The sequence below is a fragment of the Acinetobacter sp. 251-1 genome, assembly GCF_030329305.1.
GTDB lineage: Bacteria > Pseudomonadota > Gammaproteobacteria > Pseudomonadales > Moraxellaceae > Acinetobacter > Acinetobacter piscicola_A.
This window is the reverse complement of the sequence record NZ_JACANS010000010.1, coordinates 142,778-168,266: the sequence shown is the minus strand read 5'-3', so window position 1 is coordinate 168,266 and position 25,489 is coordinate 142,778. Positions and strand designations below refer to the sequence as shown.

General features: G+C 37.0%; 27 protein-coding genes and 1 pseudogene. 15 read left to right on the top strand and 13 right to left on the bottom strand.

Annotation, left to right across the window (positions count from 1 at the left end):
- Positions 1-119 precede the first annotated feature (119 nt).
- The gene (locus HX129_RS10350) at positions 120-1,070 is read right to left on the bottom strand and encodes an ankyrin repeat domain-containing protein (protein WP_286434208.1); all 951 of its coding nucleotides are present in this window, start codon (positions 1,068-1,070) and stop codon (positions 120-122) included.
- Positions 1,071-1,481: 411 nt separating this feature from the next.
- On the opposite strand from HX129_RS10350, the gene thiE reads away from it, so the two are divergent.
- The 5 genes from thiE to dusB all read left to right on the top strand — a co-directional run bounded on the left by thiE (position 1,482) and on the right by dusB (position 6,286).
- Positions 1,482-2,102 carry a thiamine phosphate synthase gene (gene thiE / locus HX129_RS10345; RefSeq protein WP_130073194.1) on the top strand — a complete coding sequence of 207 codons (621 nt, stop codon included), beginning with the start codon at positions 1,482-1,484 and terminating at the stop codon, positions 2,100-2,102.
- A 41-nt stretch (positions 2,103-2,143) separates the two neighbouring features.
- A complete protein-coding gene (gene hemL, locus HX129_RS10340; protein WP_130073195.1) occupies positions 2,144-3,445 on the top strand; it encodes a glutamate-1-semialdehyde 2,1-aminomutase in 1,302 nt (433 codons plus the stop codon).
- Positions 3,446-3,596: 151 nt separating this feature from the next.
- A complete protein-coding gene (locus HX129_RS10335; protein ID WP_130073196.1) occupies positions 3,597-4,016 on the top strand; it encodes a GlcG/HbpS family heme-binding protein in 420 nt (139 codons plus the stop codon).
- Between the two features lie 298 nt (positions 4,017-4,314).
- Positions 4,315-4,917: a GGDEF domain-containing protein gene (locus HX129_RS10330; protein WP_130073197.1), complete on the top strand. Its 603-nt coding sequence runs from the start codon at positions 4,315-4,317 to the stop codon at positions 4,915-4,917.
- A 343-nt stretch (positions 4,918-5,260) separates the two neighbouring features.
- Positions 5,261-6,286: a tRNA dihydrouridine synthase DusB gene (gene dusB, locus HX129_RS10325; protein WP_502872634.1), complete on the top strand. Its 1,026-nt coding sequence runs from the start codon at positions 5,261-5,263 to the stop codon at positions 6,284-6,286.
- Positions 6,287-6,371: 85 nt separating this feature from the next.
- Here dusB and HX129_RS10320 read toward each other — a convergent pair.
- Positions 6,372-6,965, bottom strand: a pseudogene (locus HX129_RS10320) (DUF4291 domain-containing protein).
- Positions 6,966-7,177: 212 nt separating this feature from the next.
- Between HX129_RS10320 and HX129_RS10315 the strand changes: the two are divergent.
- Positions 7,178-7,684 carry a DinB family protein gene (locus HX129_RS10315; RefSeq protein ID WP_174492417.1) on the top strand — a complete coding sequence of 169 codons (507 nt, stop codon included), beginning with the start codon at positions 7,178-7,180 and terminating at the stop codon, positions 7,682-7,684.
- Positions 7,685-7,724: 40 nt separating this feature from the next.
- Here HX129_RS10315 and HX129_RS10310 read toward each other — a convergent pair whose 3' ends face one another.
- On the bottom strand, positions 7,725-8,768 hold the full coding sequence (locus HX129_RS10310; RefSeq protein ID WP_286434216.1) for an NAD(P)H-dependent flavin oxidoreductase: 1,044 nt from the start codon (positions 8,766-8,768) through the stop codon (positions 7,725-7,727).
- 204 nt (positions 8,769-8,972) lie between these two features.
- Between HX129_RS10310 and HX129_RS10305 the strand changes: the two genes are divergently transcribed.
- A complete protein-coding gene (locus HX129_RS10305) occupies positions 8,973-10,232 on the top strand; it encodes a putative DNA modification/repair radical SAM protein (protein ID WP_286434218.1) in 1,260 nt (419 codons plus the stop codon).
- Complete coding sequence (locus HX129_RS10300) at positions 10,232-11,011, top strand: TIGR03915 family putative DNA repair protein (protein ID WP_130073202.1); 780 nt, start codon at positions 10,232-10,234, stop codon at positions 11,009-11,011. Before HX129_RS10305 ends, HX129_RS10300 begins: the two co-directional genes overlap by 1 nt.
- A gap of 64 nt (positions 11,012-11,075) precedes the next feature.
- Here HX129_RS10300 and HX129_RS10295 read toward each other — a convergent pair whose 3' ends face one another.
- The 4 genes from HX129_RS10295 to ahpF all read right to left on the bottom strand — a co-directional run bounded on the left by HX129_RS10295 (position 11,076) and on the right by ahpF (position 15,337).
- Entirely contained in the window at positions 11,076-12,287 is a 1,212-nt protein-coding gene (locus tag HX129_RS10295) for a YeeE/YedE family protein (RefSeq protein ID WP_130073203.1), read from the bottom strand.
- A 141-nt stretch (positions 12,288-12,428) separates the two neighbouring features.
- Positions 12,429-13,130, bottom strand: a complete 702-nt coding sequence (locus HX129_RS10290; RefSeq protein WP_286434221.1) for a VIT1/CCC1 transporter family protein — start codon at positions 13,128-13,130, stop codon at positions 12,429-12,431.
- A 123-nt stretch (positions 13,131-13,253) separates the two neighbouring features.
- Entirely contained in the window at positions 13,254-13,598 is a 345-nt protein-coding gene (locus tag HX129_RS10285; protein ID WP_174492422.1) for a hypothetical protein, read from the bottom strand.
- A 173-nt stretch (positions 13,599-13,771) separates the two neighbouring features.
- Positions 13,772-15,337 carry an alkyl hydroperoxide reductase subunit F gene (gene ahpF / locus HX129_RS10280; RefSeq protein ID WP_286436173.1) on the bottom strand — a complete coding sequence of 522 codons (1,566 nt, stop codon included), beginning with the start codon at positions 15,335-15,337 and terminating at the stop codon, positions 13,772-13,774.
- A 404-nt stretch (positions 15,338-15,741) separates the two neighbouring features.
- Between ahpF and HX129_RS10275 the strand changes: the two genes are divergently transcribed.
- The 4 genes from HX129_RS10275 (at position 15,742) to HX129_RS10260 (ending at position 17,810) form a co-directional block, all read left to right on the top strand.
- On the top strand, positions 15,742-16,149 hold the full coding sequence (locus HX129_RS10275; protein ID WP_130073207.1) for a roadblock/LC7 domain-containing protein: 408 nt from the start codon (positions 15,742-15,744) through the stop codon (positions 16,147-16,149).
- Between the two features lie 264 nt (positions 16,150-16,413).
- Positions 16,414-16,770 carry a roadblock/LC7 domain-containing protein gene (locus HX129_RS10270; RefSeq protein ID WP_130073208.1) on the top strand — a complete coding sequence of 119 codons (357 nt, stop codon included), beginning with the start codon at positions 16,414-16,416 and terminating at the stop codon, positions 16,768-16,770.
- Between the two features lie 106 nt (positions 16,771-16,876).
- A complete protein-coding gene (locus HX129_RS10265) occupies positions 16,877-17,089 on the top strand; it encodes a DUF1653 domain-containing protein (protein WP_130073209.1) in 213 nt (70 codons plus the stop codon).
- Between the two features lie 127 nt (positions 17,090-17,216).
- Positions 17,217-17,810 (top strand): O-methyltransferase, encoded by a 594-nt coding sequence (locus tag HX129_RS10260; protein WP_286434227.1) that lies wholly within the window; start codon positions 17,217-17,219, stop codon positions 17,808-17,810.
- A gap of 113 nt (positions 17,811-17,923) precedes the next feature.
- On the opposite strand, the gene HX129_RS10255 is transcribed toward HX129_RS10260, so the two are convergent.
- On the bottom strand, positions 17,924-18,130 hold the full coding sequence (locus HX129_RS10255; protein WP_086322726.1) for a KTSC domain-containing protein: 207 nt from the start codon (positions 18,128-18,130) through the stop codon (positions 17,924-17,926).
- Positions 18,131-18,349: 219 nt separating this feature from the next.
- Here HX129_RS10255 and HX129_RS10250 point away from each other — a divergent pair, with 219 nt between their 5' ends.
- The gene (locus HX129_RS10250; protein ID WP_174493574.1) at positions 18,350-18,865 is read left to right on the top strand and encodes an endonuclease V; all 516 of its coding nucleotides are present in this window, start codon (positions 18,350-18,352) and stop codon (positions 18,863-18,865) included.
- Between the two features lie 275 nt (positions 18,866-19,140).
- On the opposite strand, the gene HX129_RS10245 is transcribed toward HX129_RS10250, so the two are convergent.
- The 5 genes from HX129_RS10245 to HX129_RS10225 form a co-directional block, all read right to left on the bottom strand.
- Complete coding sequence (locus tag HX129_RS10245) at positions 19,141-20,514, bottom strand: nucleobase:cation symporter-2 family protein (RefSeq protein ID WP_286434230.1); 1,374 nt, start codon at positions 20,512-20,514, stop codon at positions 19,141-19,143.
- A gap of 51 nt (positions 20,515-20,565) precedes the next feature.
- Positions 20,566-20,901, bottom strand: a complete 336-nt coding sequence (gene uraH, locus HX129_RS10240; protein ID WP_286434233.1) for a hydroxyisourate hydrolase — start codon at positions 20,899-20,901, stop codon at positions 20,566-20,568.
- Positions 20,902-21,402, bottom strand: a complete 501-nt coding sequence (gene uraD / locus HX129_RS10235) for a 2-oxo-4-hydroxy-4-carboxy-5-ureidoimidazoline decarboxylase (RefSeq protein ID WP_286434234.1) — start codon at positions 21,400-21,402, stop codon at positions 20,902-20,904.
- A 116-nt stretch (positions 21,403-21,518) separates the two neighbouring features.
- Positions 21,519-22,676, bottom strand: a complete 1,158-nt coding sequence (gene hpxO / locus HX129_RS10230) for an FAD-dependent urate hydroxylase HpxO (protein ID WP_286434236.1) — start codon at positions 22,674-22,676, stop codon at positions 21,519-21,521.
- A gap of 203 nt (positions 22,677-22,879) precedes the next feature.
- Positions 22,880-23,596 (bottom strand): FadR/GntR family transcriptional regulator, encoded by a 717-nt coding sequence (locus tag HX129_RS10225; RefSeq protein ID WP_286434249.1) that lies wholly within the window; start codon positions 23,594-23,596, stop codon positions 22,880-22,882.
- A gap of 155 nt (positions 23,597-23,751) precedes the next feature.
- Here HX129_RS10225 and alc point away from each other — a divergent pair, with 155 nt between their 5' ends.
- The gene (alc, locus tag HX129_RS10220) at positions 23,752-24,756 is read left to right on the top strand and encodes an allantoicase (protein ID WP_286434238.1); all 1,005 of its coding nucleotides are present in this window, start codon (positions 23,752-23,754) and stop codon (positions 24,754-24,756) included.
- A 63-nt stretch (positions 24,757-24,819) separates the two neighbouring features.
- Positions 24,820-25,362, top strand: a complete 543-nt coding sequence (locus HX129_RS10215) for an ureidoglycolate lyase (protein WP_286434251.1) — start codon at positions 24,820-24,822, stop codon at positions 25,360-25,362.
- Positions 25,363-25,489: the final 127 nt, after the last annotated feature.

The window sequence follows — 25,489 nt, the reverse complement described above, 5'->3', positions numbered from 1 at the left end:
GAAATTGCAAAAGTGCATATTCTAAAAGCGGACATTTTTACTTTGGAGAAACCGGACATTTCTATTTTGGAGTTACAAGATGCTTTCGCATAAGGTGTATTATGTTAATTTTAGAAAACCTAATTAAACGCTTCTAGGTAGTTCATTAATTCAGTTTTTCCTTGCTTCTGTGCTCTTTCAAATGCTGTTTCCTTGTATTTATTTTTGTGTTTCATATCTATTCCATATTCAGCTAAGAACTGTAATCCGTATAAATTATTATAATCTACGAAAACATGTGGCATTTGGAAAACTGGATCTTTACCGAGTGGATTACAACCTAAATCTATTAATAATTTATAAATTTCAGTATTTTTATTGAGCCCAGCAATAGCTAAGCCCTTTTGTGTTATCGTTTTAATAAAATATTCTTTAAAATGCTCAAAAAAATAGAATACCATTTCATCTGAATATCTAAAGGCCAATTCAAGTGGCGTATATACAAATGATTTTTTCTTTGGGTCTGCACCAAGTTCTAATAATTTCTTAGCTAAATCAGTATTATTTTCCTGAATGCTCAATCCTAAAGGAGTTCCTACACCTTTAAGCTCTCTATTTAACTCACCTTTACTTATTTTTTTTGATAATAAAAAATCTATCTGATCTACTAAATTAAGATGACAAGCATATACAAGCGTTTTCTTTATTTTTTCTTGTGAAAGGCTCTCTTCTAATTGAGCTTTTCGTTCTGTATCAAATGGCGTTACCCCATAAGTTTGATATAGAATTAACTCCATCACATCATCCCAAAATAACTCAGGATTGTAATCAGTATGATGTATTACTTTTTTATCAATAGAATAATAGCTATAAATTCCATTATCTAATTCTGAACTATCCATAAGGTTAAGTATTTCAAGGAAAATATCATTTTCAGCATTATCTAACTCTAAATTTTTGAATTCTCTCTTATCTATTTTGTAAATATTTGAATACCTTAAGTGACTGGTTTTGTTCATCACAAAGAAAAAATCTTGAGTAAGCTTAAAGCTATCTACTTTTCTTAAAATTGTATCTATTGTTGGATTCATAAGTTGAGTTAAATATCATAAATTTTCACTTAGTATAAAAGAAAATTACTCGAATATTGATTTCATTTAACATAATGGGGGGGTTGTGCGAAATTATTCATTAAAATTATTTTTATTTCAATGGTTTATGTTGTTTAAAAACCGCTACTCATCCGCAAAAAAAAAGCCGATCCAGTTACATTTCAGCCCTTTTTTAGCAGTTTTGGTAGCTTTTTTTTATAAAATTGATCATAAAATCGTCTTTTTGCCTAATTTACTATGAGTCAAATTACTGAAATTATTTGCAGTCAGTTTTATCAATAAGTTCAGTAAATGATTAAGTTTTTTAATTTCTACATTTAATCAATGTGTTCTCATAACGCTTTGTCTTATAATAATCAAAGTTTTGTATTTGTTTTGAGTTTTTGACTTATGCGCGGTTTATATTTAATCACCAATGATGATCCAATTGAGCTTTTATTGGCAAAGCTTGAAGGTGCAATGTCAACTTATGAAGTGGCAGTATTGCAATATCGCCGTAAAAAAGTGGCAAAACAAGATCAGGACTATGAAATCGAATATATGAAGTCGATGTGTGCGCAATATAAAGTCCCTTTTGTCATTAATGATGACTTAGATGCTGCGGTAAAATATGGTGTGGGTGTACATTTAGGGCAAGATGATGGTTCTATCGTAGAAGCAGTTACTCGTTTGCCGAAAAATGTTTTGATCGGACGTAGTTGTAATAATTCGATTGAGCTTGCAGAACAAGCCATTGCTGATGGTGCAAACTATGTAGCTTTTGGTGCAATTTATGCCACTGAAACCAAGCCTGAGGCGGGTAATATTGGTTTAGAGACTTTAAAACAAGCCAAAGCAAAATTTAATGTGCCAATTTGTGCGATTGGTGGTTTAACTGTTGAAAATTCAAGTGAAGTGATTGATGCTGGTGCCGACCTTTGTGCCGTGATTAGTGATATATTGGGACAATCATTATCAGGCGTTACTGTGCGTACCCACGAATGGGCTGATTTATTTGCATCAAAAGCATAAGCTTTTTTGAATGCCATTGTATTTTTAAGTTGAGCATTTCCATGACTTTATCTGCCAAGCAAGAACAATTGTTTAAACAAGCAAGCAAACACATTCCAGGTGGAGTGAACTCTCCTGTACGTGCGTTTAATGGTGTCGGTGGTACGCCAGTTTTTATTGAAAAAGCCAAGGGTGCTTATTTATACGATGTCGATGGCAAGCGTTATGTCGACTATGTGGGCTCATGGGGACCGATGATTTTAGGGCATGCGCATCCTGACATTATCAAAGCAGTGCAAGATGCTGCTGTCGATGGTTTAAGTTTCGGTGCACCGACTGTGCATGAAACAACACTTGCAGATATTATCTGTGAAATTATGCCTTCAATTGAATTGGTTCGTATGACCAACTCAGGGACTGAGGCGACCATGACGGCGATTCGTTTAGCGCGTGGTTATACAGGGCGTGACAAAATTGTCAAATTTGAAGGTTGTTATCACGGTCACTCAGATTCATTGCTTGTGAAAGCAGGATCAGGTTTATTAACCAAAGGTGAAGGGGAGGCAACTTCTGCGGGCGTTCCTGCTGATTTTGCTAAACACACTTTAACATTGCCATACAATGATATTCCCACTTTAAAAGAATGCTTTGCCAAGTTTGGTGCTGAAATTGCAGGGGTGATTGTTGAACCTGTCGCAGGCAATATGAATCTGGTTAAACCGATTGATGGATTCTTACAAGCCATTCGTGATGTGTGTGACGAGCATGGTTCAGTTTTCATCATTGATGAAGTGATGACAGGTTTCCGTGTGGGCCTGGGCGGTGCGCAAGCACATTATGGTGTAACCCCTGACTTAACCACTCTGGGTAAAATCATTGGTGCAGGTCTGCCTGTAGGTGCCTTTGGTGGTAAACGTGAAGTGATGGAATGCATTGCGCCACTTGGTAAAGTGTATCAAGCAGGGACATTGTCAGGCAATCCATTGGCGATGCGTGCAGGAATTGAAATGTTTAAGCATTTACGCCAAGACGGCTTTTATGAAAATATTACTGCACAACTCGAAAAATTACTTATAGGTTTACAAGCTGCTGCGAATGAAGCAGGCATTGCCTTTAAAACTCAGCAAGTGGGTGCAATGTTTGGCTTGTACTTTACAGATCAAGAAGATATCACAAGCTTTGACTCGATGTTGAAATGTGATGTCGACGCTTTCCGTAAGTTCTTCCACGGTATGTTAAAACGTGGTGTCAATCTTGCGCCATCGGCTTTTGAAGCGGGCTTTATTTCAGCTGCACATAGTGATGAAGATATTCAATTTACCATTGATATGGCAAAAGAAGTTTTTGCAGAAATGAAAGGTTAATGACTCACTTATATTGCATTTAAGGCATTGCTTTAAATGCAATTGAGTATTTTACCTTTGGCTAACCCTCACTTTGGCATCATTTTTAAAGCAGTGCTTGAAAATTCGCTCAGGAGAGGGAACTCCTTTAAATTTTAACAGGAATGAATGGATGCAAACCAAACATTATTTGACCTTGGCTGATGCCGAGTTTTTATTGGATCAGGCATATCAATATGCAGTTCAAAAACAATTTAATGTCAGCATTGCAATTGTCGATGAAACAGGCAATTTACTTGCTATGAAGCGTATGGATGGTGCTTCACCAATGACTGCAAATTTATGTTTAGAAAAAGCCAAATGCTCTGCGATTAGCCGTCGTCCTTCGGGCTTATTTGAAAATTTAATTAAAAATGGTCAGATGGGTTTTCTCACTATGGATACTTTTTCGGGCATGTTAGAAGGTGGTGAGCCGATTTTATACCAAGGACAGTTGGTCGGTGCTGTGGGGGTTTCAGGTGTTAAATCATTTGAAGATGCAGAAATTGCACAACATGCTATTGAATTATTTTTAGCACAATGTGGCGCTTAGCAGTATTTGGGTTATTGGCTGTAAGATTTTGATCATCATTTTGTTTCGATTATATGAAATTCTCTGCTTTGAGTTGATGACTGATAAAAGTCAGAGAACAATGATGATGAGAAAATGAAAAACATATATCCATAATATTTTTATTAAATTTTTAAACTTTATGTGATATGTTTCGCTTAAATTTTTTTTACTATTATGTGTGTCAGTAATTTGTAGGAAAATAAGTTTGGAAATTTTTGAATAAATTGCTACATTTATGCGATGAAAACAAAAAAAATGTCACCGCTAGGGGATTGTTATGAGAAATAAAATCTATTCAGAAAAGCGCCGTAAACTGTATAGATTTGTGAATCAGGTTTTGAAAAATTCATTTATTACGAAACTGATTCATAAAGATACAAAAGATCAAAGTATAGAAATTGACGCTTTGACTGGGGTTTACAATCAGTTTGGAATTAATCAATTTGTCAAAGAATTGCACCCACAAGAAACAACGCATTATGGCATTCTATTGATTAATATTGATAATTTAGATGAAATTCGTACGCAATACAATCAAAAATCTGGTGATAAAGTAATCTACGAAGTTGCTCAAAAACTTGCTCATAATATTCGTGAAACTGATTTGATTGGGCGTTTGAGTGATTCAGAATTTATTTTGATTTTAAATGATATTAACCAAGCCCAAATGACGCAAATTGCAGGACGTTTATTGAATGCAATTCAGGCACATCCTATAAAGCTCAAAAATAAAGAAATTTTACCAATGTTGAGTTACGGTATTTCTGTTTCAGATCATCAGTCTAAGAGTCAGGATGTATTACAACAAGCGGATCACAATCGCTTTATGATGAAAGATCAATCAAATCCATTCTATGCAGAGTCACAAACTTTGTCTTAAATGAATGCGCTTAAAAACTTTAGGTTTCGGTGACAACTCAACAATCCTAAACTATCTGTCAGATGACTTATATTTTAAAAAAATATAAGTCATGCTTTTGCGCGATTAATTATTCCAAAGTTTTTTACACAAATATAACGTCAAGATTTACAATAGCCTAATAAATGATTAGCGCCAATGTTGATTGGGATGCTAAGCCCTTTTTTGTGCTGTGTAAATAACGATTTAACCACTTTTGGCAGGGTATTCTATCTATGCAAATTGCATTTTAAATAGAATATGAAGAGGGTGTAGTGGATTTAAAACGTTAAATGAGGTTATACAATTGAGTCAATATCAGGTCATTCAAGACTTATTTGATAGATCAAAGCATTCTCCTGTTTTTGTTGCCCCGATGGCAGGTGTCACTGATCGGCCATTTCGCACATTGTGCAAATACTTTGGTGCAGGACATGCGGTCAGTGAAATGATGACCTCTGATCAAACTTTACGTATGACCAAAAAAAGTTTATATCGTGCCAATTTTGACGGTGAACTTGCGCCTATTTCAGCGCAAATTGCAGGTTCAGAGCCTGAGCAGTTGGCTGAAGCGGCACGTTATCAAGTCTCGAATGGCGCTCAAATTGTCGACATTAATATGGGGTGTCCTGCTAAAAAGGTTTGTAATAAATTGGCAGGTTCGGCATTACTCAAAGATGAAGACTTAGTGGCTCGAATTTTGGATGCAGTTGTCGCTGCGGTCGATGTACCTGTGACCTTAAAGACCCGTTTAGGTTTTTTAAATGGGCATGAAAATATTATGCGTGTGGCAAAACGTGCAGAAGAAGCAGGGATTGCAGCACTTGCTTTACATGGGCGTACTCGTGAGGATATGTATTTAAATACAGCACGTTATAGCTTGATTAAAGATGTAAAAAGCATGCTGTCGATTCCTGTGATTGCCAATGGTGACATTGATAGTCCTGAAAAAGCCAAATATGTTTTGGATTATACAGGGGCTGATGCCGTGATGATTGGACGTGCTGCCCAAGGTCGCCCGTGGATTTTCCGTGAAATCGCACATTATCTCGAAACAGGTGAACATTTAGTCGCACCTGATATTCAGGAAGTGAAAGATGTGTTGCTGGGGCATTTGTCTGAGTTATATGAATTTTATGGTGAGTATTCAGGCTGCCGTATTGCACGAAAACATATTGCTTGGTATACCAAAGGTTTACGTTCAAGTAATGAATTCCGTCAAAATATGTATAAAGTGGAAAGTACAGCAGATCAAGCAAAAGTTGTTGAGGCCTATTTCAATCATTTATTAGAACAAGGAAATATCATGAGTGATGTGCAAGTTGAGAAAGTGAATTTACTTGATATCTAACTGGTGTTCTGTCTTAGCGGATTCTATGGAAGATAGAATGGGAGCATGCTCTCATTCTATAAATGCTCATCTTAGCAAGACAGATTTAATCAATCCCTAAATGCTTTTTCAGTGCAGTGCTTAAAGGATAGATGCGTTCTTTGGGCAGCAGTTTTTCTGCATGTTTATATTGTCCATCTTTACGCAACTGTGCCATTTTTCGAACCAAAGGCGTGATGTCATCGATGGCCAGAATTGCCTCATTGTTAAACTTTTGAATCAGAAAACGACTGATGCCGATCTGAATACTACGATGTTCCAGTTTGGCACTTTTCAGATTACGTTCAGGATCCCATTGAACATGAACCTGTGCCTGCTCAAAAAGATCAATCCATTGTTGATCTTTCTGTGTTTGGAATAAGCTCGGATCAGTATGTACGCTTTGAGCAAGTAGACGTTCTCAAAAAATACGTTTGATGCGTATGGCAAGAATGTGTTCTTGCCCTGATTGACGTGCCCAATGACTGCGTCCCATTCACCATAGAAATGAGGGTTTAATCCATGTCATTCTGTGAAAGGAAAATGGCGCAACAAATTTCTGATGTTGCACTGCCAGTTGAGCGATCTGTTGATTATAGGCTTGATAGACCATGATGCTGTCACGATCATATACTGCACGAATTTCATGATATGCAGGCATGATAAATCTCACTTAAACATTGAACCAAGTTTTTGAAAAATAAAAACCGAGTTAAATAAGTGGGAAATGATTTACCGCAAGGCAAAAAATTGGATTTATCATGAGAGAAATATGGTAATAATAAAAATATGGTAATAATAAAAATATGTTGTTATTTTAATCAAAATTGTGTTTGTATCAAGATAAATTACAAGTATTGATGACGTGAAAAAATGAATAAAGAGACATTTCAACTTTTTGCCGAATACAATGTATGGGCAACTCAGCGTTTGGATAAGCACTTGGCTGAAATGTCAGATATAGATTTTAATCAAAATGTTGGATTATATTTTAAGAGTATTGCAGGAACTTTAAATCATTTATTATTGGGCGAACATAGCTTATGGTACGCACGTTTTAAACATGGTATTTCACCCATTGTGTCTTTAGACACCATTTTACATACGGAAAAACAGCGATTATTGAATGAGTTGGTACAAAAAGCTCAGCATTGGGTTGAATTTGTCGATGGTTTAGATGACACAAAACTCAAAGGAAATTTAACTTATCAGCGAGCCTCAGGTACACCAATGAGTTTACCTTATGCAGCAACATTATTGCATGTATTTAATCATGGCACGCATCATCGGGGACAGGTCACGGCTGCCATGACAGCTTTGGAATATCAATGTCCTGAGTTAGATTTAGTGTATATGCTGGCGGAACGATATCAGGTCTAAATCCAATTAAGACTTAGACCTGATTGTTGCAATCATCAATTTAAGCTTGATTCATTTCCAAGACCAATTGATTGATTAAATCTTGTGCTTCTAATGGGCGGATTTGAGCAACATTTGAACCTGCCCAAAAAGCTCCATAACCAACCTCACCATTTTGCACAGCTAAAGCATTCAATTGTTTTGCTAAATCATAAGCATAAGGATATGGTGCAACAGGTGGACGATCAGGTAGATCAATAAAGGAAGCCCATTGATTAATTAGACCACGTGCAGGACGTCCTGAAATACTTGCTGTGATTTGGGTAATTGGGTGGTCAAATAATGCTTTGCGATAGGCTGTATTGGCATTAGAGCTTTTACATTGAACGAAAGCGGTGCCGAGTTGTACAGCTTCCGCACCTAAGTTCAGTGCTTGTTTGGCTTGTTGACCGTTCATAATACCGCCCGCAGCGACGACAGGTGTCTGACAGTATTTTTTAATCAGTTGAATGAGATCAAAAGTTTTAATTGCACCATCCAAATCAGGATTAAAAATACCACGATGCCCACCTGCTTCTACACCTTGTGCAATGATGATATCAATACCTGCTGCTTCGATGGCTTTGGCTTCTGCAAGATTGGTGGCAGACACCATGGTAATAATATTTGCATCTTTTAATTGTTGAATTTGATAAGCATGTGGAATGCCAAAATGAAAACTCACGGCTTTGGGTTGTGTCTGCAAAACTAAATTTAAAAAATCATCATTGTCCAGAAAACTAGGGTAAATGCATTTCAAATCTTGTGGCGCTTCTGCATTAAACTTTGCAAATTCAGGTTTTAAATGTTCAATCCATCTTTGATTTGCTGTTTCATTCAATACTTCAGGCTGATGGCAAAAAAAGTTCACTTGAAAGGGCAAACTTGTCAACTCTTGGGTTTTTAAGATTTGCTCACGAGCAGCACTGACTGAATTTGCCCCTAAACCCAGTGAGCCAAGACCTCCTTGATTTGCCACTTCGGCTGCCAATTCAGGTGTGGAAACACCTGCCATTGGGGCTAAAAAAATAGGGTGTCGGATTCCTAAGCGTTCTAATATATTCATCACTGTGCTCCTTCAAGATATTCCTAAATTAGCTGAACTAGGTGAAGGATGGCAAATAATAATCGTTATTTAATCATGAAATGTTTATCCACTCATACTTAAAATTTAAAACGACACAATACGACGTTCAAAAGATAAGAGAACACATGATCTTGCCTATGAATTTTATAATACATTACCCTTAAGCAAAACAGGTGACAATGTATGTCTGATCGTATCAGTGAAAAATTACAGATTTTAGCTGATGCTGCCAAATATGATGTGTCATGTTCGTCGAGTGGCAGCAATCGCAAAAATAAAGAAAAAGGTTTAGGGAACACAGGCTCAGGTATATGTCATAGTTATACCGAAGATGGTCGTTGTGTTTCTCTACTCAAAATTTTGTTTTCAAATGTCTGTATTTATGACTGTTCTTATTGTGTGTCTAGACGTTCTAATGATGTGAAACGAGCTTCTTTTACTGTACAAGAGGTGGTGGACCTCACCATTAATTTTTATCGTCGTAATTATATTGAAGGATTATTTCTGAGTTCAGGGATCTTTAAGTCGGCGGATTTTACGATGGAACGTATGCTACAAGTGGTTAAAAAACTCAGACTTGAAGAAAATTTTAACGGCTATATTCATCTCAAAACCATTCCAGGTGCCTCGTCTGAGATTATTCATGAAGCGGGTTTATATGTAGACCGTATGAGTATTAACTTGGAAATGCCGACAGAAGCAGGACTGAAGAAATTTGCACCTGAAAAAAACCATCAAGAAGTTCAAAAAGATTTAGGAATTGTGCGTGATCGTCTCATTCAATTGAAAGATGAGCGAAAAATGATTAAATCTGTACCTAAATTTGTGCCAGCGGGTCAGACCACGCAAATGGTGATTGGTGCACATCACGAAACAGATCAAGATATTATTTTAATGGCAGATCATCATTACAAAGCATTTAACTTAAAACGCGTATATTTTTCAGGTTATATTCCTATTAATGATGATGAAAAAATGTTACCTGCCATTGGCTCAGCGCCCCCATTACTACGTGAAAATCGCTTGTATCAATCTGATTGGTTAATGCGTTTTTATGGTTTTGATGCCACTGAAATTGTCGATGATCAGCATCCTTATTTGGATTTGGATGTTGATCCTAAGCTAGGTTGGGCGTTAAGGCATCCGGAACAATTTCCTGTGGATATTAATACTGCCGATTATCGAATGATTTTACGTGTACCTGGTATTGGTGTACGTTCCGCAAAAAAAATTGTGCAGGCACGGCGGTTTGGTAAAATTCATATTGATCAATTGAAACGTTTAGGTGTGGCTTATAATCGCGCACAACATTTTATTTACTGTGTAGATACGCCGAAATTTTTAAAACAGCAGTTACCAAGCCAAATTCGTCAACAGATTTTGCAGTCAGGTCACTCGAAATACCAGAAACAACTTTCGCCGCAGTTAGGTTTTGGTTTTTAATGACAATTTATATTTTTGATGGAACACTCACGGGACTATTGTGCTGTGTATTTCGAGCGTTTCAATTTAAAGAATTTGAGATTGAAATTTGTCATCAAGCTCAATCACAAAATAGCTTATTGGGTGATACCATTGTTGTACCTTCAGATGATGTGCAAGCGCAGCGGGTGTGGCAAGGTTTAAAGCAAAAAATTTCCATAAGTGCATTAAGAAACTTTTATTACACTTTTTTATCTGAAAATGCAGAAGCTTTTCAGCATTTATTCAATTTTAGTGTTTATGTATTTTCATCACAAAAAAATATTGATCAAAATTATGGGCATCCTTCAGTTTTAGCCTTATCAAAATGGGCAAAACAAGTTGGACGTGAAAAGCACCGCATGGAAGCTTTTGTAAGATTTAAAAAGTGTAAAGATGCTTTATTTTTAAGTTTGATTAAACCCGATTTTAATGTGCTACCTTTAATCGAGCGACATTTTAAAGCCCGTTATCAAGATCAAAAATGGTTGATTTATGATGAGCAGCGTAAATATGGGATTTACTATGATTTAAATGAAATCCATCAAATCCAGATGAATGCGTGTGAAATTGACTCAAATAATATGATTGGATCAAGTCAGAATTTTACGATTGAATTGGACGATGAAGAAGTTTTATATGACAAACTTTGGAAAGATTATTTTAATAGTGTCAATATTCAAGCACGACAAAACATGAAGTTGCATATTCAATATGTACCAAAACGTTATTGGCGCTATTTAAATGAAAAAATACTATAAATCATAATTTTAATCTGTTAAAAAATGCCCACTCTGATGGGCGTTTTTTAATGGCACTGAGTAGCTAACATCCGCTGAGTTTGGTTGGCAGGGGTTTTTCATTTGGAAAGAACGTCGGGCGCAGTTTTACCCCGACACTATTGCCTATAAATGCAAAAACGAGCCATAGCCAACCATGTAAACTACCTGATGCAATACCACTAAAATACGCACCAATATTACAACCATATGCCAAACGTGCGCCGTAACCCAACATTAAACCGCCGAGTACAGCAGCAAGTAATGAACGTTTTGGAATATTTAAATTTGGGGCAAATTTTCCAGCCAAACTTGCTGCAAGTAATGCACCAAGCATGATGCCAAAATTCATCATTGAGGTGACATCAAACCACAGGGATTGTGTTAAAGCTTTAGCATTTGAAGCTTGTTGCCAATATGCCCAAGATGCGACATCGACACCTACAAAACTTGCAGTTTTTGCAGCCCAAACAGCAAGTGCAGAGGTGACACCCCATGGACGACCCGCCAATGCTAAGGTAGCAAAGTTAAGTAAAGTGAGAATAATACCACCCCACACCAAAGGCCAAGGTCCACGTAAAAAACGACGAAAGCCGCGTTGCTTGGTTTCAGGTTCTGATTCCAATTGACCATGACGTTTTTTCTCAACATAAATTGTAATTGCAGCAATGATAGAAAAAATGACAAGATTCAGTACAAGCGCAGGTATCACTCCCAAACTGTGTACCAATGAAATAGGTGCAAGATGAGGTAGATTAAACCACCAATCCAAATGCGATGTTGCGATCAAAGAACCTAAACAAAAGAAGATGAGTGTGACCACCATACGTGCGCTACCACCTCCTACCGTATAGAGTGTACCAGAAGCACAGCCACCGCCGAGTTGCATGCCGATCCCAAAAATAAAAGCACCGATCATGACGGAGATAGACACAGGATTGACATTGCCTTTGACAGGATTGCCAAATAACTCTCCTGCACCAAGTGCAGGGAAAAATAATAATACCGCTACAGCAAGCATGATCATTTGTGCACGTAAACCACGTCCACGGCGTTCGTTTAAAAAGACACGCCAACTGGAGGTAAAACCAAAAGAAGCATGATATAAGGTCATACCTAAAGCACCGCCAATTAAAAATAACAGTGCTTGTGTGGTACCAACAACATGATAAGCACCTAAGGTGCCTAAAATGATAAGAATAAATGCGACCCAAACCGAAGAATTTGATCGATCGGATTTCGCTGCAACAATAGACATGGGAGTAGTAAATATAACGAATTGAGTGAGCGTATTTTAAGTGATAATTATGTGATTAATATATTGAATAATCACATATTATGAAGTATTTAATTGAGAATATCTGATGGTATAAATAAGATATTCTGATAATAAAATGTTTTACAGTGGAGTGACATCAAATAAAGAACCGATCCACATGGCAAAGAGCATAGCAATTAATCCCCAAACCGTAACACGGGCACTACCACGGAACATCGAAGTACCTGCAAAATAGCTAGATAACGCACCTAAAATTGCTAAAGAAAGAATGCCCACAACCATTACAATTTGTGCCATCCACTGTTCAGGACTGAGGAGTATTGCTAACATTGGACATAGCGCACCCAATGAAAATGAAAGTGCAGAAGAGCCTGCGGCTTGCAATGGTTTGGCTGTCGTCATTTCATTGATACCAATTTCATCCCGAGCATGGGCTTCGAGGGCATCTTTTTCACTCAGTTGTACTGCAACTTCATGTGCAAGTTCAGGCGTTAAGCCTCGTTGGATATAAATTTGAGTCAGTTCCTTAAGTTCATGATGAGGATTTCTGGCTAACTCTCTTGCTTCAACAGCTAAATCTGCTTCTTCAATATCCACTTGAGATTTAACTGAAATATATTCACCTGCTGCCATTGAGGTTGCACCAGAAATTAGACCTGCTACACAAGTAATAAATAGTGTTTGTGCGGATGCACCGCTTGCTGCCATTCCAACAACTAAACTTGTGACGGAAATGATGCCATCATTTGCCCCTAAAACTGCGGCACGAAGCCAACCTGCGCGTTGGATTAAATGATGCTCATGATGGGGGAGATGTGACATAGTATATATTCAAATGAGAAATATTCTTATCAATATAGTAGAACACACATAAAAATCAAATACTTTATTCGATTTTGATCATAAAAAAACTCCCGAAGGAGTTTTTTTATTGTGGAAATGATTTTAGTTTTTAGCAGCTTCTTTTACATTTGCAGCACCTTGCTCAACTGCACCAGCAGTTGCAGCAGTTGCATCTTTTGCAGCATCTACAGTAGCATCAGCAGCATGAGCGGTCGCCGTTGCAGCATGATTTGCAGCATCAACAGTTGCGCTTGCTGCATTGTCTACAGCAGTTGCAGTTGCGTTAGCAGCATTCTCAGTTGCATTTGCAACATCGTGACCTGCTTGTTGGGCAGCATTTTCTAAATGTTCACCAGTTGATGCACCTGTTTCAGGTGCTTTGTCTTTATTACAACCCACAAGTGCAACGGTAGCAGCAAGACCTAGAGCAACAAGTAATTTATTCATTTGTTTTACCTTCTTAACCTATTATTTTTCATCCAAACATATGGATATTTTCAATATAAACAAAATAATGAGAAATGAATATTAAAAATTGTTAATGTCGCAAAAATATAAAAGCCCTTCATTTTTGAAAATAAAGGGCTCCTAGAGCACGTTTATGCTTTTACTTTAAAAAATTATTGTCCTGAACGAATCATATAATCAAATGCAGACAATGCTGCTTTCGCACCTTCACCTGAAGCAATGATGATTTGTTTATAAGGAACAGTCGTACAGTCGCCTGCAGCAAACACACCTTTGACATTCGTTTCGTTACGATCATTGATGACAATTTCATTGCGGTTTGAAAGTTCAACTGCTGTGTCTTTCAAGAAGTCAGTATTTGGTAGTAAACCGATTTGTACAAAGATTCCAGCAAGTTCAACTTGATGCTCTTCATCAGTTGCACGATCTTTGTATTTCAATGCAGTCACTTGTGAACCATCACCAACTACTTCAGTTGAAAGCGCATTCATAATCACAGTGGTATTTGGTAAGCTGTTCAATTTGTCTTGAAGCACTTGGTCTGCACGTAATTTAGTATCAAACTCCACTAACGTGACATGTTCAACAATACCAGCAAGGTCGATTGCTGCTTCAACACCTGAGTTACCACCACCGATGACCGCAACACGTTTACCTTTGAAGAGTGGACCGTCACAGTGAGGGCAGTAGGCAACACCACGTGTTTTATACTCTTTCTCACCAGGAACATTCATTTCTCTCCAACGTGCACCTGTAGATAGGATCACAGTTTTCGATTCAAGTTTAGCACCATTTTCAAGTTCAATTTCGACTAAACCATTGGCAGTTTGGTCTGCACCAACAATATGTTTTACTTTCTGTAAGTTCATGATGTCCACACCGTATTCACGGACATGGGCTTCCATATCAGCTGCAAATTTAGGACCTTGTGTTTTTTGCACTGAAATAAAGTTTTCAATGTCCATAGTGTCCATCACCTGACCACCAAAGCGTTCAGATACAACACCTGTACGGATCCCTTTACGCGCAGCATATACAGCGGAAGTCGCACCTGCAGGTCCACCACCAATCACGAGTACATCAAATGCATCTTTGGCATTTAATTTTTCTGCATCTTTTGCCGCCGCACCTGTATCCAATTTAGCAACAATCTCTTCCAATGTCATACGACCTTGGCCAATGTGTTCACCATTTTGGAAGACCATTGGTACAGCCATGATTTTGCGTTCTTCAACTTCATCTTGGAAGAAAGCACCATCAATCATAGTCGCGGTTGTACCTGGGTTATTGATCGCAATCAAGTTCAATGCTTGAACAACATCTGGACAGTTATGGCAACTTAAAGATACAAATACATCAAAGTTTGCTGTTAAGTTTAAACCTTTCACTTGAGCCAAAATTTCATCTGAAACTTTAGGTGCATAACCAGAGACTTGTAATAAGGCAAGAATTAAAGATGTGAACTCATGCCCCATTGGTAAGCCAGCAAAATATACACGTGGTTGCTCACCAACTTTCGCGATACCAAAACTTGGTTTACGATCATTTTGACCATCAAAACGTGCAGTCACTTGATCAGATAGTGCAGCAATTTCTGTCACCAATTCTTTAATCTTGTCTGATTTATCAGAACCATTTAAAGAAGCAACAATTTCGATTGGACTTTCAAGACGCTCTAACAACGTTTTTAATTGAGCAGAAGTATTTATATCTAACATGCTAACAATCTCCAAGGGAGTAAATTTATTCATTGAGCTTATAGTAAGCTAAAATCATTAACAGGTAAAACAGTTTGTTTTTATTTTAATAATCTGTTTTTTCGATTTTATTTTAATTGTATTTTAATTTTATATAAGTGAAGTAATGATAAGGTACTGATGTTTATTTCTTCTACACAATCGTGTTAGAAAAGTAGAAAAATAGATTAATTTATTTTAATGTTTTTATAAACAGCAGAAGAAAATAACTGAAATTTACTAAAATATATGTGATAAATATATTTTAAATTACAAAATATGTGATATATTTTGCATTAATTGGGGCGAATAATAAATTAACAACTTAATCATGGAAAAAAAATCTATGAAAAGTGTATTAATTTAAATAAATTTATAGGTGGATTATGTTAGATGTAAATCTATCAAGAAAAATTCCAGAAGACTTTGCAAAATATGGGGAACAAAAAATCCGAGAACTGCTGAACAGCGTTTCTGGTGTGGATTTTGTGATGCTGTGTTCTTCAGATGGATTTGAGATAGCCTTGGCAAATAAAAAAAATGTGGCTAACTCAAGTAAAATTGCGGCAGTTAGTAGTTCTATTTTAGCGATGGTCACCGCATTTATTTCTGAAATTAATCTTGTAGGTTGTCAAACGATTACGTTGGATGCTGATAATGGTAAAGCACTCTTAACGGCAGTACCTCATGCGCAATATCCAATGGTTTTAGTATCCTTAACATCGAAAGATATTTTAATTGGACAGATGTTGTATGAAACCAAAGAAACTGTTGAAAGTTTGGTGAAATATTAAATTTTATTCAATGTTTGTATGAATGAATGTGTGGACTAAAAAATTTCAAAATAAACTATATACAGACAGTTATATATTGATATAGTAGTTAAAAATTAAGTAGAGATAAAAATTTAATATTGATGTGGATAACATTAAAGAAACTCAATATTAGTTTTTAAGAAAGAGCTCGATTAACGATCGAGTGTGGATCGCTGTAATGATATTGTAAGAATATCACTATAGCAAAATAACATGTTAAACAAGAAAACAATGGGGAATCCTATGGCTCGTATTACTTTAGAACCTTTATCAGATATTGATGGTTTTGTTTGTGCTGCACTCGTTGACAGTGAAAGCGGTTTATCACTTGCAACAGCAGGTGCAGGAATTGATTTAGAACTAGCTGCTGCTGGTAATACAGAAGTTGTTCGTGCTAAACGTAAAGTTGCAAAAGCATTGAAATTAGATGACCAAATTGAAGATATTTTGATTACTTTAGGTAAACAATATCATTTAATCCGTCCTTTAGAAACAAATGAAAATCTATTCCTTTATTTGGTATTAGATCGTTCTAAATCAAACTTAGCAATGGCTCGTCACGAGTTAAAAGGTTTTGAAAAAGAATTAGATTTCTCTTGAGTTAGAGTTTCAAAAAATCCGCTCTCGTAGCGGATTTTTTGTGATTAAAATTTGTATAGCGTAATGCTTAACTTTATACTGACCTTTTATTAAGTAGTGAAGGCACATGGAACAGGGTATTTATCGTCATTATAAGGGCAAGCTATATCAAGTATTGCATGTTGCACAGCATAGTGAAACACAAGAAAAATTGGTCGTTTATCAGTGTTTATATGACGATTATTCGATTTGGGTGAGACCGCTTGATATGTTTAAAGAAACTGTCGAATTGGAAAATGGTCAAATCGTCTCTCGTTTTGAATTCTTACATAAAGTCTAAGCATTGCTACAAATTATTTGCATAGAAAATATTTGAATAACAGGAATTAAATATAAGGTATAGTTGTCATTGGAATGACGTAAATAATTGAAATAATACGAATAGAAAAGATGAGGATGATCTGAATATGAGTTTAAGTAGCCCATTTTTACAACGATTAAATGAGTTATACCAATCCTTTATCAAATTTGATGCTATGCAATGTGAGCGTATCAAGCGTTATCGAAATATAGAGCCAGAGTCGGCATTATTTCTCGCTATGCAGATTCGAATTCAGCAGTCTAAACGTATTTTAGAAATCGGCACGTCGACAGGTTATTCAACTTTATGGTTAGCAGATGCAGCACAAGTTACAGGGGGAAAAATAACAACGCTTGAAATTGAAGAATGCCGTACTGAACAAGCCAAGAGTTATGCAAAAGAATTACAGGTCGATGATGTTATTGATTTTTGGGTAGGAGATGCTGAACAGTTTCTAGCCAATGCAGCAGAAAAATATGATTTTATTTTATTAGATGCGGAGCGTGAGGCATATCTAAATTATTGGGTATATTTGCAAAAAATGATTTCGGAACAAGGCGGCGTGTTGATCGTAGACAATGTGATTTCACATGCTGCTGAAGTAAAGAGTTTTATTGCTGAAGTCAAAAAAGATGAACGTTTTATGACTACGACTTTGCCAATTGGTGCAGGTTTATTTGTGGTGACATTTAAAAAGTAAAAGTTTGAACTTATAACATTGCCAACTTTAATTTTATTCGGTTGGCATCATCGAGATCAGGGAAGGAAGTTCCCTGATCTATTAAAAAATAATGGTTTGAATAAATGTATAAATTATAAAATCGAAAGCCTTTTAAAATGTAAGTCATATTCTAAATATTTATGTACAAAGGCTGTTTTATCACTACATCGAAGTAAATTATCATAAATAAATTCTGGTACAGGATGGTAAAGTTCACCAGAACCATTGTTATAAAAAATTTTCAAATACCGCGAAGAAGCATTGTACTTCCAAGAAGTCACGGTAATCATTGATCCCATAAGCAACCCCTTCATTTCTGATTGTTTTTACAGAAAAATGTTTTCTGTATACGTTGAAAGTAGTTGATTCAAATCAAGAACTGTATAGTGGTTTTGTAAATAAATTCACTATTTTTTTAATATAGGTAGATGGATTTGATCATTAGAAATTTTGAAGAAGATTTTTATGCTGTATGGGTGATCGTATTTTAAAATTTTTTCTAAATATAAGGGGATTACATGATTTTAGCGATAGATGTCGCCTACACGGAAACGAGTGCCCAGATTGCTGGTATTGTATTTGAGCATTGGAATAGTCAGGTGTTTACAACACAATATGTGATTCAAATTGATGAAATTGCAGATTATGAATCAGGACAATTTTATAAGCGTGAACTGCCATGTATATTCGCATTATTCAATCAAGTAAAAGAACAAATTAGTACGATTGTTGTAGATGGGTTCGTTTATTTGGGCGAAGAACAAAAAGCGGGATTAGGTAAGCATTTATACGATGCTTTGACGCATAAAATTCCAGTGATTGGTGTTGCAAAAAATCCATTTAAGGGGACACCGAAAGCGAATGAATTGTTAAGAGGAGAAAGTACAAAACCCTTATATGTAACAGCCATAGATATTGATCTAGATCAAGCGAAATTAGCGATTTCCGAAATGCATGGAAAACATCGAATTCCAACTTTATTGAAATTAGTCGATCAGCTGAGTCGTGTGAAATCTTTGAATAATGGAGCTTAAAGCGTAGGTCTAATACTAAGCGAATAGTGAGATCGTGATACTTCAACAAATAAAATAAAACCACATTGTTAGCGTGGTTTTAATGAGTTCATCTGATCTAAATTAGACTTTAGCAACTCAGCCGATTGAAGGAACAAGTATACTTCGCCGTTTTTATTTAACTGAACATATGTACATACTGAGCTGCTTTAACTTTACCAAGACGTTCAGATAAACATTAAGATTGATACTATCTGTAAGATTTTCATCGTTAGTATTGACATTGACGATATAAATTAGTGACTTGAATTTACCGTTAAAGTAGTCACATTGGGTGTTTTTTTGGTAAAGGGTAAATGGTTAAAAATAATATTCAGTAAGATAGCACTGAGACAAGCTGAACTGATGCCAGAATGCAGTAAGGTTTTGACCCAAGTTGGAAATTGTGCGTAGAATTCATGATTTATAATCGGAATCATGCCAATTGCAAGTGAAGTTGCCACAATAATGAGGTTTTTATGATTGTCATAGTCGACTTTTGCAAGCGTGCGGATTCCACTTGCAGCAACAGTACCAAATAACACAATGCCTGCACCACCTAAAACAGGTAGTGGAATGGCTGCGACTAAACGTCCAACGATGGGTAATAAACCTAAAACAATTAAAATACAGCCTGCTGTCGCCACAACAAAGCGGCTTTTAATGCCTGTAATTGCAACTAAACCTACATTTTGTGCAAAAGCTGTTTGCATAAATGAACCGAAAATAGGGGAAATAGCACTAGATAACATATCAGCACGTAAGCCATCACCGATGCGTTTCGCATCTATTGGAGTGTCTACAATTTCTCCAATGGCAATAATATCTGCTGTGGTTTCAGTCATAATGACTAAGGTGACGATCACCATGGCTAAAATGGCAGAAAACTCAAACACAGGTGCACCAAAATGAAAAAAACTGGGTAAGGCAAATACTGCCCCAGTGGTGACATGTGAAAAATCAGCAAAACCTGTCATATAGGCAAACAGTGTACCCAGTACAATGGCAATAAGGATCGCAAGGCGGCGTAGAATTTGGTGTTGAAGCATACTAAAAATGATGACAATGGCTAAAGTAAGTACCGCTAAGCCGACATTGATCGGATCACCCCAATTCGCAGCTTGAGGATTTCCCCCCATAATCCAGCGAATGGCAACAGGGATCAGTGAAATACCAATCATGGTAATCACACATCCAGTCACAACAGGAGGGAAAAACCGAATAATTTTTGCGAAAAAAGGCGTGAGTAATAAACCAATGACCGATGCGATAATCACGGCACCAAAGGCAGATGCAAGTCCACTACCTGTGCTGACAATGGCTAAAATTGTGGCAACCCCTGCGAAAGAAACCCCTTGAACAATTGGAAGTTTTGCACCAAAGTATTTAAAACCAATCGTTTGTAGAATTGTTGCAAGACCACCTACAAAAAGTGCAGCAGCAACCAATAATCCAATTTCTGTTGCATCTAAACCAGCAGCCGAACCAATGATTAAAGGTGGAGCAATAATACCGCCATACATGGTTAATACATGCTGCAAACCATACATGATATTTTTGTGCATGCCTAAATTTTCATGTTCAGCACTGAGGCTATTCTCATCGTGAGTTTGTGTTTTATCGTGATGCATGGGGGAGTTCCTTAAATTTAAGTCATCATTTTTCCGCTGAGTTACAAGAGATTAGCTACCACGGTAAGTGGAATAAGAGAATGGGCTGATTAATAACGGGACATGATAATGTTGCTCCATGTCTTTTACATAAAAATCGATACAGACTTTCGGGTAAAAACAGTCCACATTTAAAGCTTGAAAATATGCTGCAACTTCAAAGCATAATTGGTAACTGCCACAGGGTGATTGATCGATTTGAAATGCCTGAATCCGACCATCAGCATTGGTAAATTGTTGATCAACTAAAGTGCTTTGATCGGCTTGAATGTAAAATAATTTGACTAAAACTTGCGGTGCAGGCTGACCTAGAGAAGCATTTAAAATATGTGTACTGATGGTTAACATTTATTGAATCTCTTGTTTTAAGCGCAACATTGCAATTTCAGTCAATTGTTGTTTGACTTCAACTTGTTCTTTTTCAACTGTATTTTTTAACCTGTGTTGTAGCGCTGATAATATTTCCTGTCCAGTACGACCAGCAGCTCGTATTAAAAAAATATGTCCAAATTTATGCTCATACGCTAAGTTGCCCTGATAAAGTGCTTGTTGTAATTCTTCATCTGTACTGACCTGAGCTTGCTCATGTTGAGAAAATTGTTGTTCTTTTTCAGATAGCTGTACTGCCGCTTTTTTTTCGCCAATGCGGGGATGTAGTGCCAAAGCTGCCGCAATTTCCGCCCATTGCCAAGTTAAGGCATGTTGGTCAGCAGTTTGATATAACTGTTCTAAAGCCGCATAAGGTCGCTGATGGCTAAGATCTGATATCCAACGCGGAATATGTACGCAAGCTTTTAAAACAATGTGAGCTTCATGGGCTTCGAGTTGATTAAATGTTTCTAAATGCATATTTGTTCCACTTCGAATTATTTTAATGTCTGACAGGTCAGACCAGATATTTTAAATATGCAATGACTATGCCATTTTGAGTGATCATTGATTTTTAAGATCGGTAGAATGATGAATCAATCGAGTGGATTACCTACAATATTGCTGATAATACCCTGCATAATATGATTGCCTTGTTCTTCATATAAAGATTGATACCATTCTTGGGTTATTGCTGGGTCTTTCATGTGGGTAACATCACAGCGTTTACGTGCTCTTAAAACCATTTCTTTTGTACGATCATTACGTTTATTCTGATAACGAGCCAAAGTATCTTCCAGTCCAAAGGTATTGATTTGTAGGGCACGTGCGAGATAAATCGCATCTTCCATCGCTTGGCAACCTCCTTGACCAATATCAGGTGTTGTGCTGTGAGCTGCATCACCGAGGAGTACGACACGATCTTTATAGAAATTCATAAAAGGTTCGATATCATGGATTTCGACACGATTGGTTTTTTGTTCATCTAAATGATCAATCAATGTTTGTACAGGTTCACACCATTCAGAAAAATATTTTTTTAAATCTTGTTTGTATGCTTCACGCTGATTGGGTTGTCCAAGTTCAAGAGGAACATCAAAGAAGAAATAAAAACGATTTTGTGCTACAGGCATGAGAGAGACACGCTTTCCTTCGCCAATAAATGTCGTCCATTGTGTGGCAGGGGCAATATTTTCATTAATCTCAACTAGTCCATTCCAATTGACATATCCTGCGTAGCGACGCTCAACTTGGTGGCCTAGGACAAATTGACGTGTGAGTGAATGTGTACCATCTGCACCAATGAGTAAGTCGGCTGTGATCTCTGTACCATCTTGAAAATGAATATTGACATGGTCGGGATGGGAGGAAATATCTGTCATTTTCATTCCAAGCTGAATATCATCAAGCCCAAAATGTTGCATCAGTAAATGTTGTAAATCGGCTCTAGCCACAGGATAGGCACGTTGTCCAACTTCTTGATATAGCGGTGTTAAACTAAATTGAGTCATGGTTTTTTGACTCAGTCCATCCACATAGGCAAGTGTATCCATTTGCCCACCTAAAGCCTGAATTTGATCGGTTAAACCCAAATAATTGAGGCATTTCACCCCATTAGACCAAAGTGAAATCGCAGCACCAACAGGTAAAATTTCTGCGGCTTGTTCATAAATAGTGACTTGATGCCCAAATTTTTTTAAGGCAATACCTGCAGTTAAACCGCCCATTCCTGCACCAATAATCGCAATTTTCATTATTTAGACCTTCAATCATTATCAAAATTTCTAAACAGTATTAAGCGAGAAGCGTGCCAATTTTTAATCACTGGTTTTACTGGTCTTACCAGTAAAATTGCCTTATGACGAAGCAGAAAATTTGAAATATGGACTTACTGCTCAAATTTTGAAGCAAAAAAGTGCATGTTTTTAGGGAATGAGGTGAATTGAGTAATTTCGGATTATATTGTGTTGTCGTAGCGTGAAAAATATACACCTGCTCTTTGAGCTGCACCGATAATATGTGCTCGCATGGCTTTTTCAGCAGCTAAACCATCTTGTTGACATAAGGCTTGTAAAATCAACTTATGTTCTTGAATGGTTTTAAAAGCTAAATTGGCTTGAGTAAACGGTAAAATTTGACTTTTTTTAATGTGATCGATGTGTAATTTAAGGGTTTGAATAATGGTCTGGTTATGACTTAACTCAATAATATATTGATGAAAAGCATAGTCATATTCAGATGCTGCCTGCCAATTTTTCTCATGAATAGACGCTTCAAGTCGTTGCTCATATTGCTGAAGTGTCGCTTTGTCTTGCTCAGTTAAATATTCACAAGCAAGTAACGCACAAAAACTTTCGAGAATATAGCGTAATTGATAAAAGTCTTTGAGTGAAACAGGATATTCAAGATCCCATTGTTCAGCCACTTGACTATGCTGAGCAATCACATAGACCCCTTTACCTGCTTTGATTTCTAATAAACCTAAAGCGGCTAAACGCGTTAAAGCTTCTCGTAATGAGGCACGACTGATGCCAAACTGAGTTGCAAGTTCACGTTGAGCAGGCAGTGCCGCGCCTATAGGGTAAATCCCTTGTTGTATACGTTGGTGAATAAGCTCCACAGCTTGCTCAGTGACCTGAGATGTTTTTCCATTGAGCATGGCGTGTGGATTTATCATACATTTAGCCTAAAATTTAAATAGCATGATTATTCTACACAAAATTTAAATCAGTATTGATGGGCACGATAAAAAATACATTTTTATAACAGGTCAGACCAGTTGGACTAGATTTTGCATAACAGAATGAAAATAACGTTTAGGACTGACCTATGACTGTGCATATTGCAAAAGCGATTACTTTACCTACGCATTTACAGAAACTTACCAATCTTGCCGATGAGCGTATTGGTGCAACCATTGTCAATTGTTCTGATGAGTTTTTTGCGCAAGCAGAAAGAATGTTACACAGTGCATTGCCGCAATTTATTGAAGGGAAATACGATGCGCATGGTAAATGGATGGATGGTTGGGAAACACGACGCAAACGAGAAGCAGGTTATGACTGGTGTATCGTCCGTTTAGGTGTGACGGGGATGGTGTCAGGTTTTGATATCGATACTTCATTTTTTACAGGCAACTATCCAGCTTCGGCATCGATTGAAGGCTGTTATGCACCTGATGGTGAGCTCGAAGGTGCAAAATGGATTGTCTTATTAGAAAACTCAAATTTATTGCCTGATCAGCACCATTTTTTTGATTGTGTGCCACATAAAATCACTCATATTCGGCTCAATATTTTTCCTGATGGTGGAATTGCACGTTTAAAAGTGTACGGCAGCGTGGTGATGGAGCATGTAGATGTGACACAACAAATTGATTTGATCGGGCTGAAAAATGGAGGACGAATCGTGGCCTTTAGTGATGCGCATTTTGGGCATCCGAATAATTTACTCAGCCCTGAAGCTGGATTAAATATGGGAGATGGTTGGGAAACCAAACGACGTAGAGCTCCTGGATTTGATTGGTGCATTATTGCTTTGGGGCAAGCAGGACAAGTTGAAAAAATTGATATTGATACCGCACATTTTAAAGGCAATTTCCCCGCATTTTGTTCGATTCAAGCCGCTTATGTCGAAGATGCAACGGATGCGCAATTGGTCCCACAAAGTATGTTTTGGTCATTTTTACTTGAACAACAACCGTTAAGTATGGATTGTGTGGCGGAGTTTAGTACCGAAATTTTACAGCAGAAAAAAGTAAATTATATTCGGGTCAATATGATTCCTGATGGTGGAATCAGTCGTATTCGTTTATGGGGAAGGGTTCAGTCCTGATTTTTGTGCATGGATCACCTTACTTCTAAAGTGATTGAAAATAAAATGAAAGAGCAAAGGCAGATGATTGAAAAGCAAATCATAATACAGCGCTTAACTCAAGAAAAATTTGCGCAATTTGGTGATGTGATTGAGATCCAAGGAAATGATTTTTTTCCAATCAATCAAGGTTTAACCGAGCGCTATCATGCTTTGGCATTGGCAAAAATAGTTGGAGAAAATGCTGAGGTTGGCATGAGTATTTTCCGTAATTTACACGCCACCCAGCTTCCTTTTCAAGTCGAAATGCTGGAAAGGCATCCTTTAGGTTCACAGGCATTTATTCCTTTGCATCAACAACCATTTATTGTGGTTGTTGCCCCCTGTTTAAATGATAATCAACCTAATGAACAACAGATTCAGGCATTTATCAGTAATGGGCAGCAAGGTGTGAATTATCATGTCGGTGTTTGGCATCATCCTTTGATGACGTTGGAGTGCCCAAGTGATTTTTTGGTCGTTGATCGAATTGGGACAGGACAAAATTGTGATATTCATTCATTATCACAACCGTATTGGGTAGTAGATGTACTAGATATTGAGGCATTACAAATATTGAACAGATAGGTTCTTAAATCATCCCCCGTTTATCTGTACTCGCTCATCATTTTTGAACACGGTTTAATACATGTTATAAAGTTGTATATCGGCATGTTTCAAATGATTTATTGCAAAAAAATGCCGACTTCAAGCA

Bases quoted from the DNA above. Each gene is read 5' to 3' on its own strand.
- HX129_RS10350 (WP_286434208.1), bottom strand. From the start codon at position 1,070: ATGAATCCAACAATAGATACAATTTTAAGAAAAGTAGATAGCTTTAAG.
- thiE (WP_130073194.1), top strand. From the start codon at position 1,482: ATGCGCGGTTTATATTTAATCACCAATGATGATCCAATTGAGCTTTTA.
- hemL (WP_130073195.1), top strand. From the start codon at position 2,144: ATGACTTTATCTGCCAAGCAAGAACAATTGTTTAAACAAGCAAGCAAA.
- HX129_RS10335 (WP_130073196.1), top strand. From the start codon at position 3,597: ATGCAAACCAAACATTATTTGACCTTGGCTGATGCCGAGTTTTTATTG.
- HX129_RS10330 (WP_130073197.1), top strand. From the start codon at position 4,315: ATGAGAAATAAAATCTATTCAGAAAAGCGCCGTAAACTGTATAGATTT.
- HX129_RS10315 (WP_174492417.1), top strand. From the start codon at position 7,178: ATGAATAAAGAGACATTTCAACTTTTTGCCGAATACAATGTATGGGCA.
- HX129_RS10310 (WP_286434216.1), bottom strand. From the start codon at position 8,768: ATGAATATATTAGAACGCTTAGGAATCCGACACCCTATTTTTTTAGCC.
- HX129_RS10305 (WP_286434218.1), top strand. From the start codon at position 8,973: ATGTCTGATCGTATCAGTGAAAAATTACAGATTTTAGCTGATGCTGCC.
- HX129_RS10300 (WP_130073202.1), top strand. From the start codon at position 10,232: ATGACAATTTATATTTTTGATGGAACACTCACGGGACTATTGTGCTGT.
- HX129_RS10295 (WP_130073203.1), bottom strand. From the start codon at position 12,287: ATGTCTATTGTTGCAGCGAAATCCGATCGATCAAATTCTTCGGTTTGG.
- HX129_RS10290 (WP_286434221.1), bottom strand. From the start codon at position 13,130: ATGTCACATCTCCCCCATCATGAGCATCATTTAATCCAACGCGCAGGT.
- HX129_RS10285 (WP_174492422.1), bottom strand. From the start codon at position 13,598: ATGAATAAATTACTTGTTGCTCTAGGTCTTGCTGCTACCGTTGCACTT.
- ahpF (WP_286436173.1), bottom strand. From the start codon at position 15,337: ATGTTAGATATAAATACTTCTGCTCAATTAAAAACGTTGTTAGAGCGT.
- HX129_RS10275 (WP_130073207.1), top strand. From the start codon at position 15,742: ATGTTAGATGTAAATCTATCAAGAAAAATTCCAGAAGACTTTGCAAAA.
- HX129_RS10270 (WP_130073208.1), top strand. From the start codon at position 16,414: ATGGCTCGTATTACTTTAGAACCTTTATCAGATATTGATGGTTTTGTT.
- HX129_RS10265 (WP_130073209.1), top strand. From the start codon at position 16,877: ATGGAACAGGGTATTTATCGTCATTATAAGGGCAAGCTATATCAAGTA.
- HX129_RS10260 (WP_286434227.1), top strand. From the start codon at position 17,217: ATGAGTTTAAGTAGCCCATTTTTACAACGATTAAATGAGTTATACCAA.
- HX129_RS10255 (WP_086322726.1), bottom strand. From the start codon at position 18,130: ATGGGATCAATGATTACCGTGACTTCTTGGAAGTACAATGCTTCTTCG.
- HX129_RS10250 (WP_174493574.1), top strand. From the start codon at position 18,350: ATGATTTTAGCGATAGATGTCGCCTACACGGAAACGAGTGCCCAGATT.
- HX129_RS10245 (WP_286434230.1), bottom strand. From the start codon at position 20,514: ATGCATCACGATAAAACACAAACTCACGATGAGAATAGCCTCAGTGCT.
- uraH (WP_286434233.1), bottom strand. From the start codon at position 20,901: ATGTTAACCATCAGTACACATATTTTAAATGCTTCTCTAGGTCAGCCT.
- uraD (WP_286434234.1), bottom strand. From the start codon at position 21,402: ATGCATTTAGAAACATTTAATCAACTCGAAGCCCATGAAGCTCACATT.
- hpxO (WP_286434236.1), bottom strand. From the start codon at position 22,676: ATGAAAATTGCGATTATTGGTGCAGGAATGGGCGGTTTAACTGCAGGT.
- alc (WP_286434238.1), top strand. From the start codon at position 23,752: ATGACTGTGCATATTGCAAAAGCGATTACTTTACCTACGCATTTACAG.
- HX129_RS10215 (WP_286434251.1), top strand. From the start codon at position 24,820: ATGATTGAAAAGCAAATCATAATACAGCGCTTAACTCAAGAAAAATTT.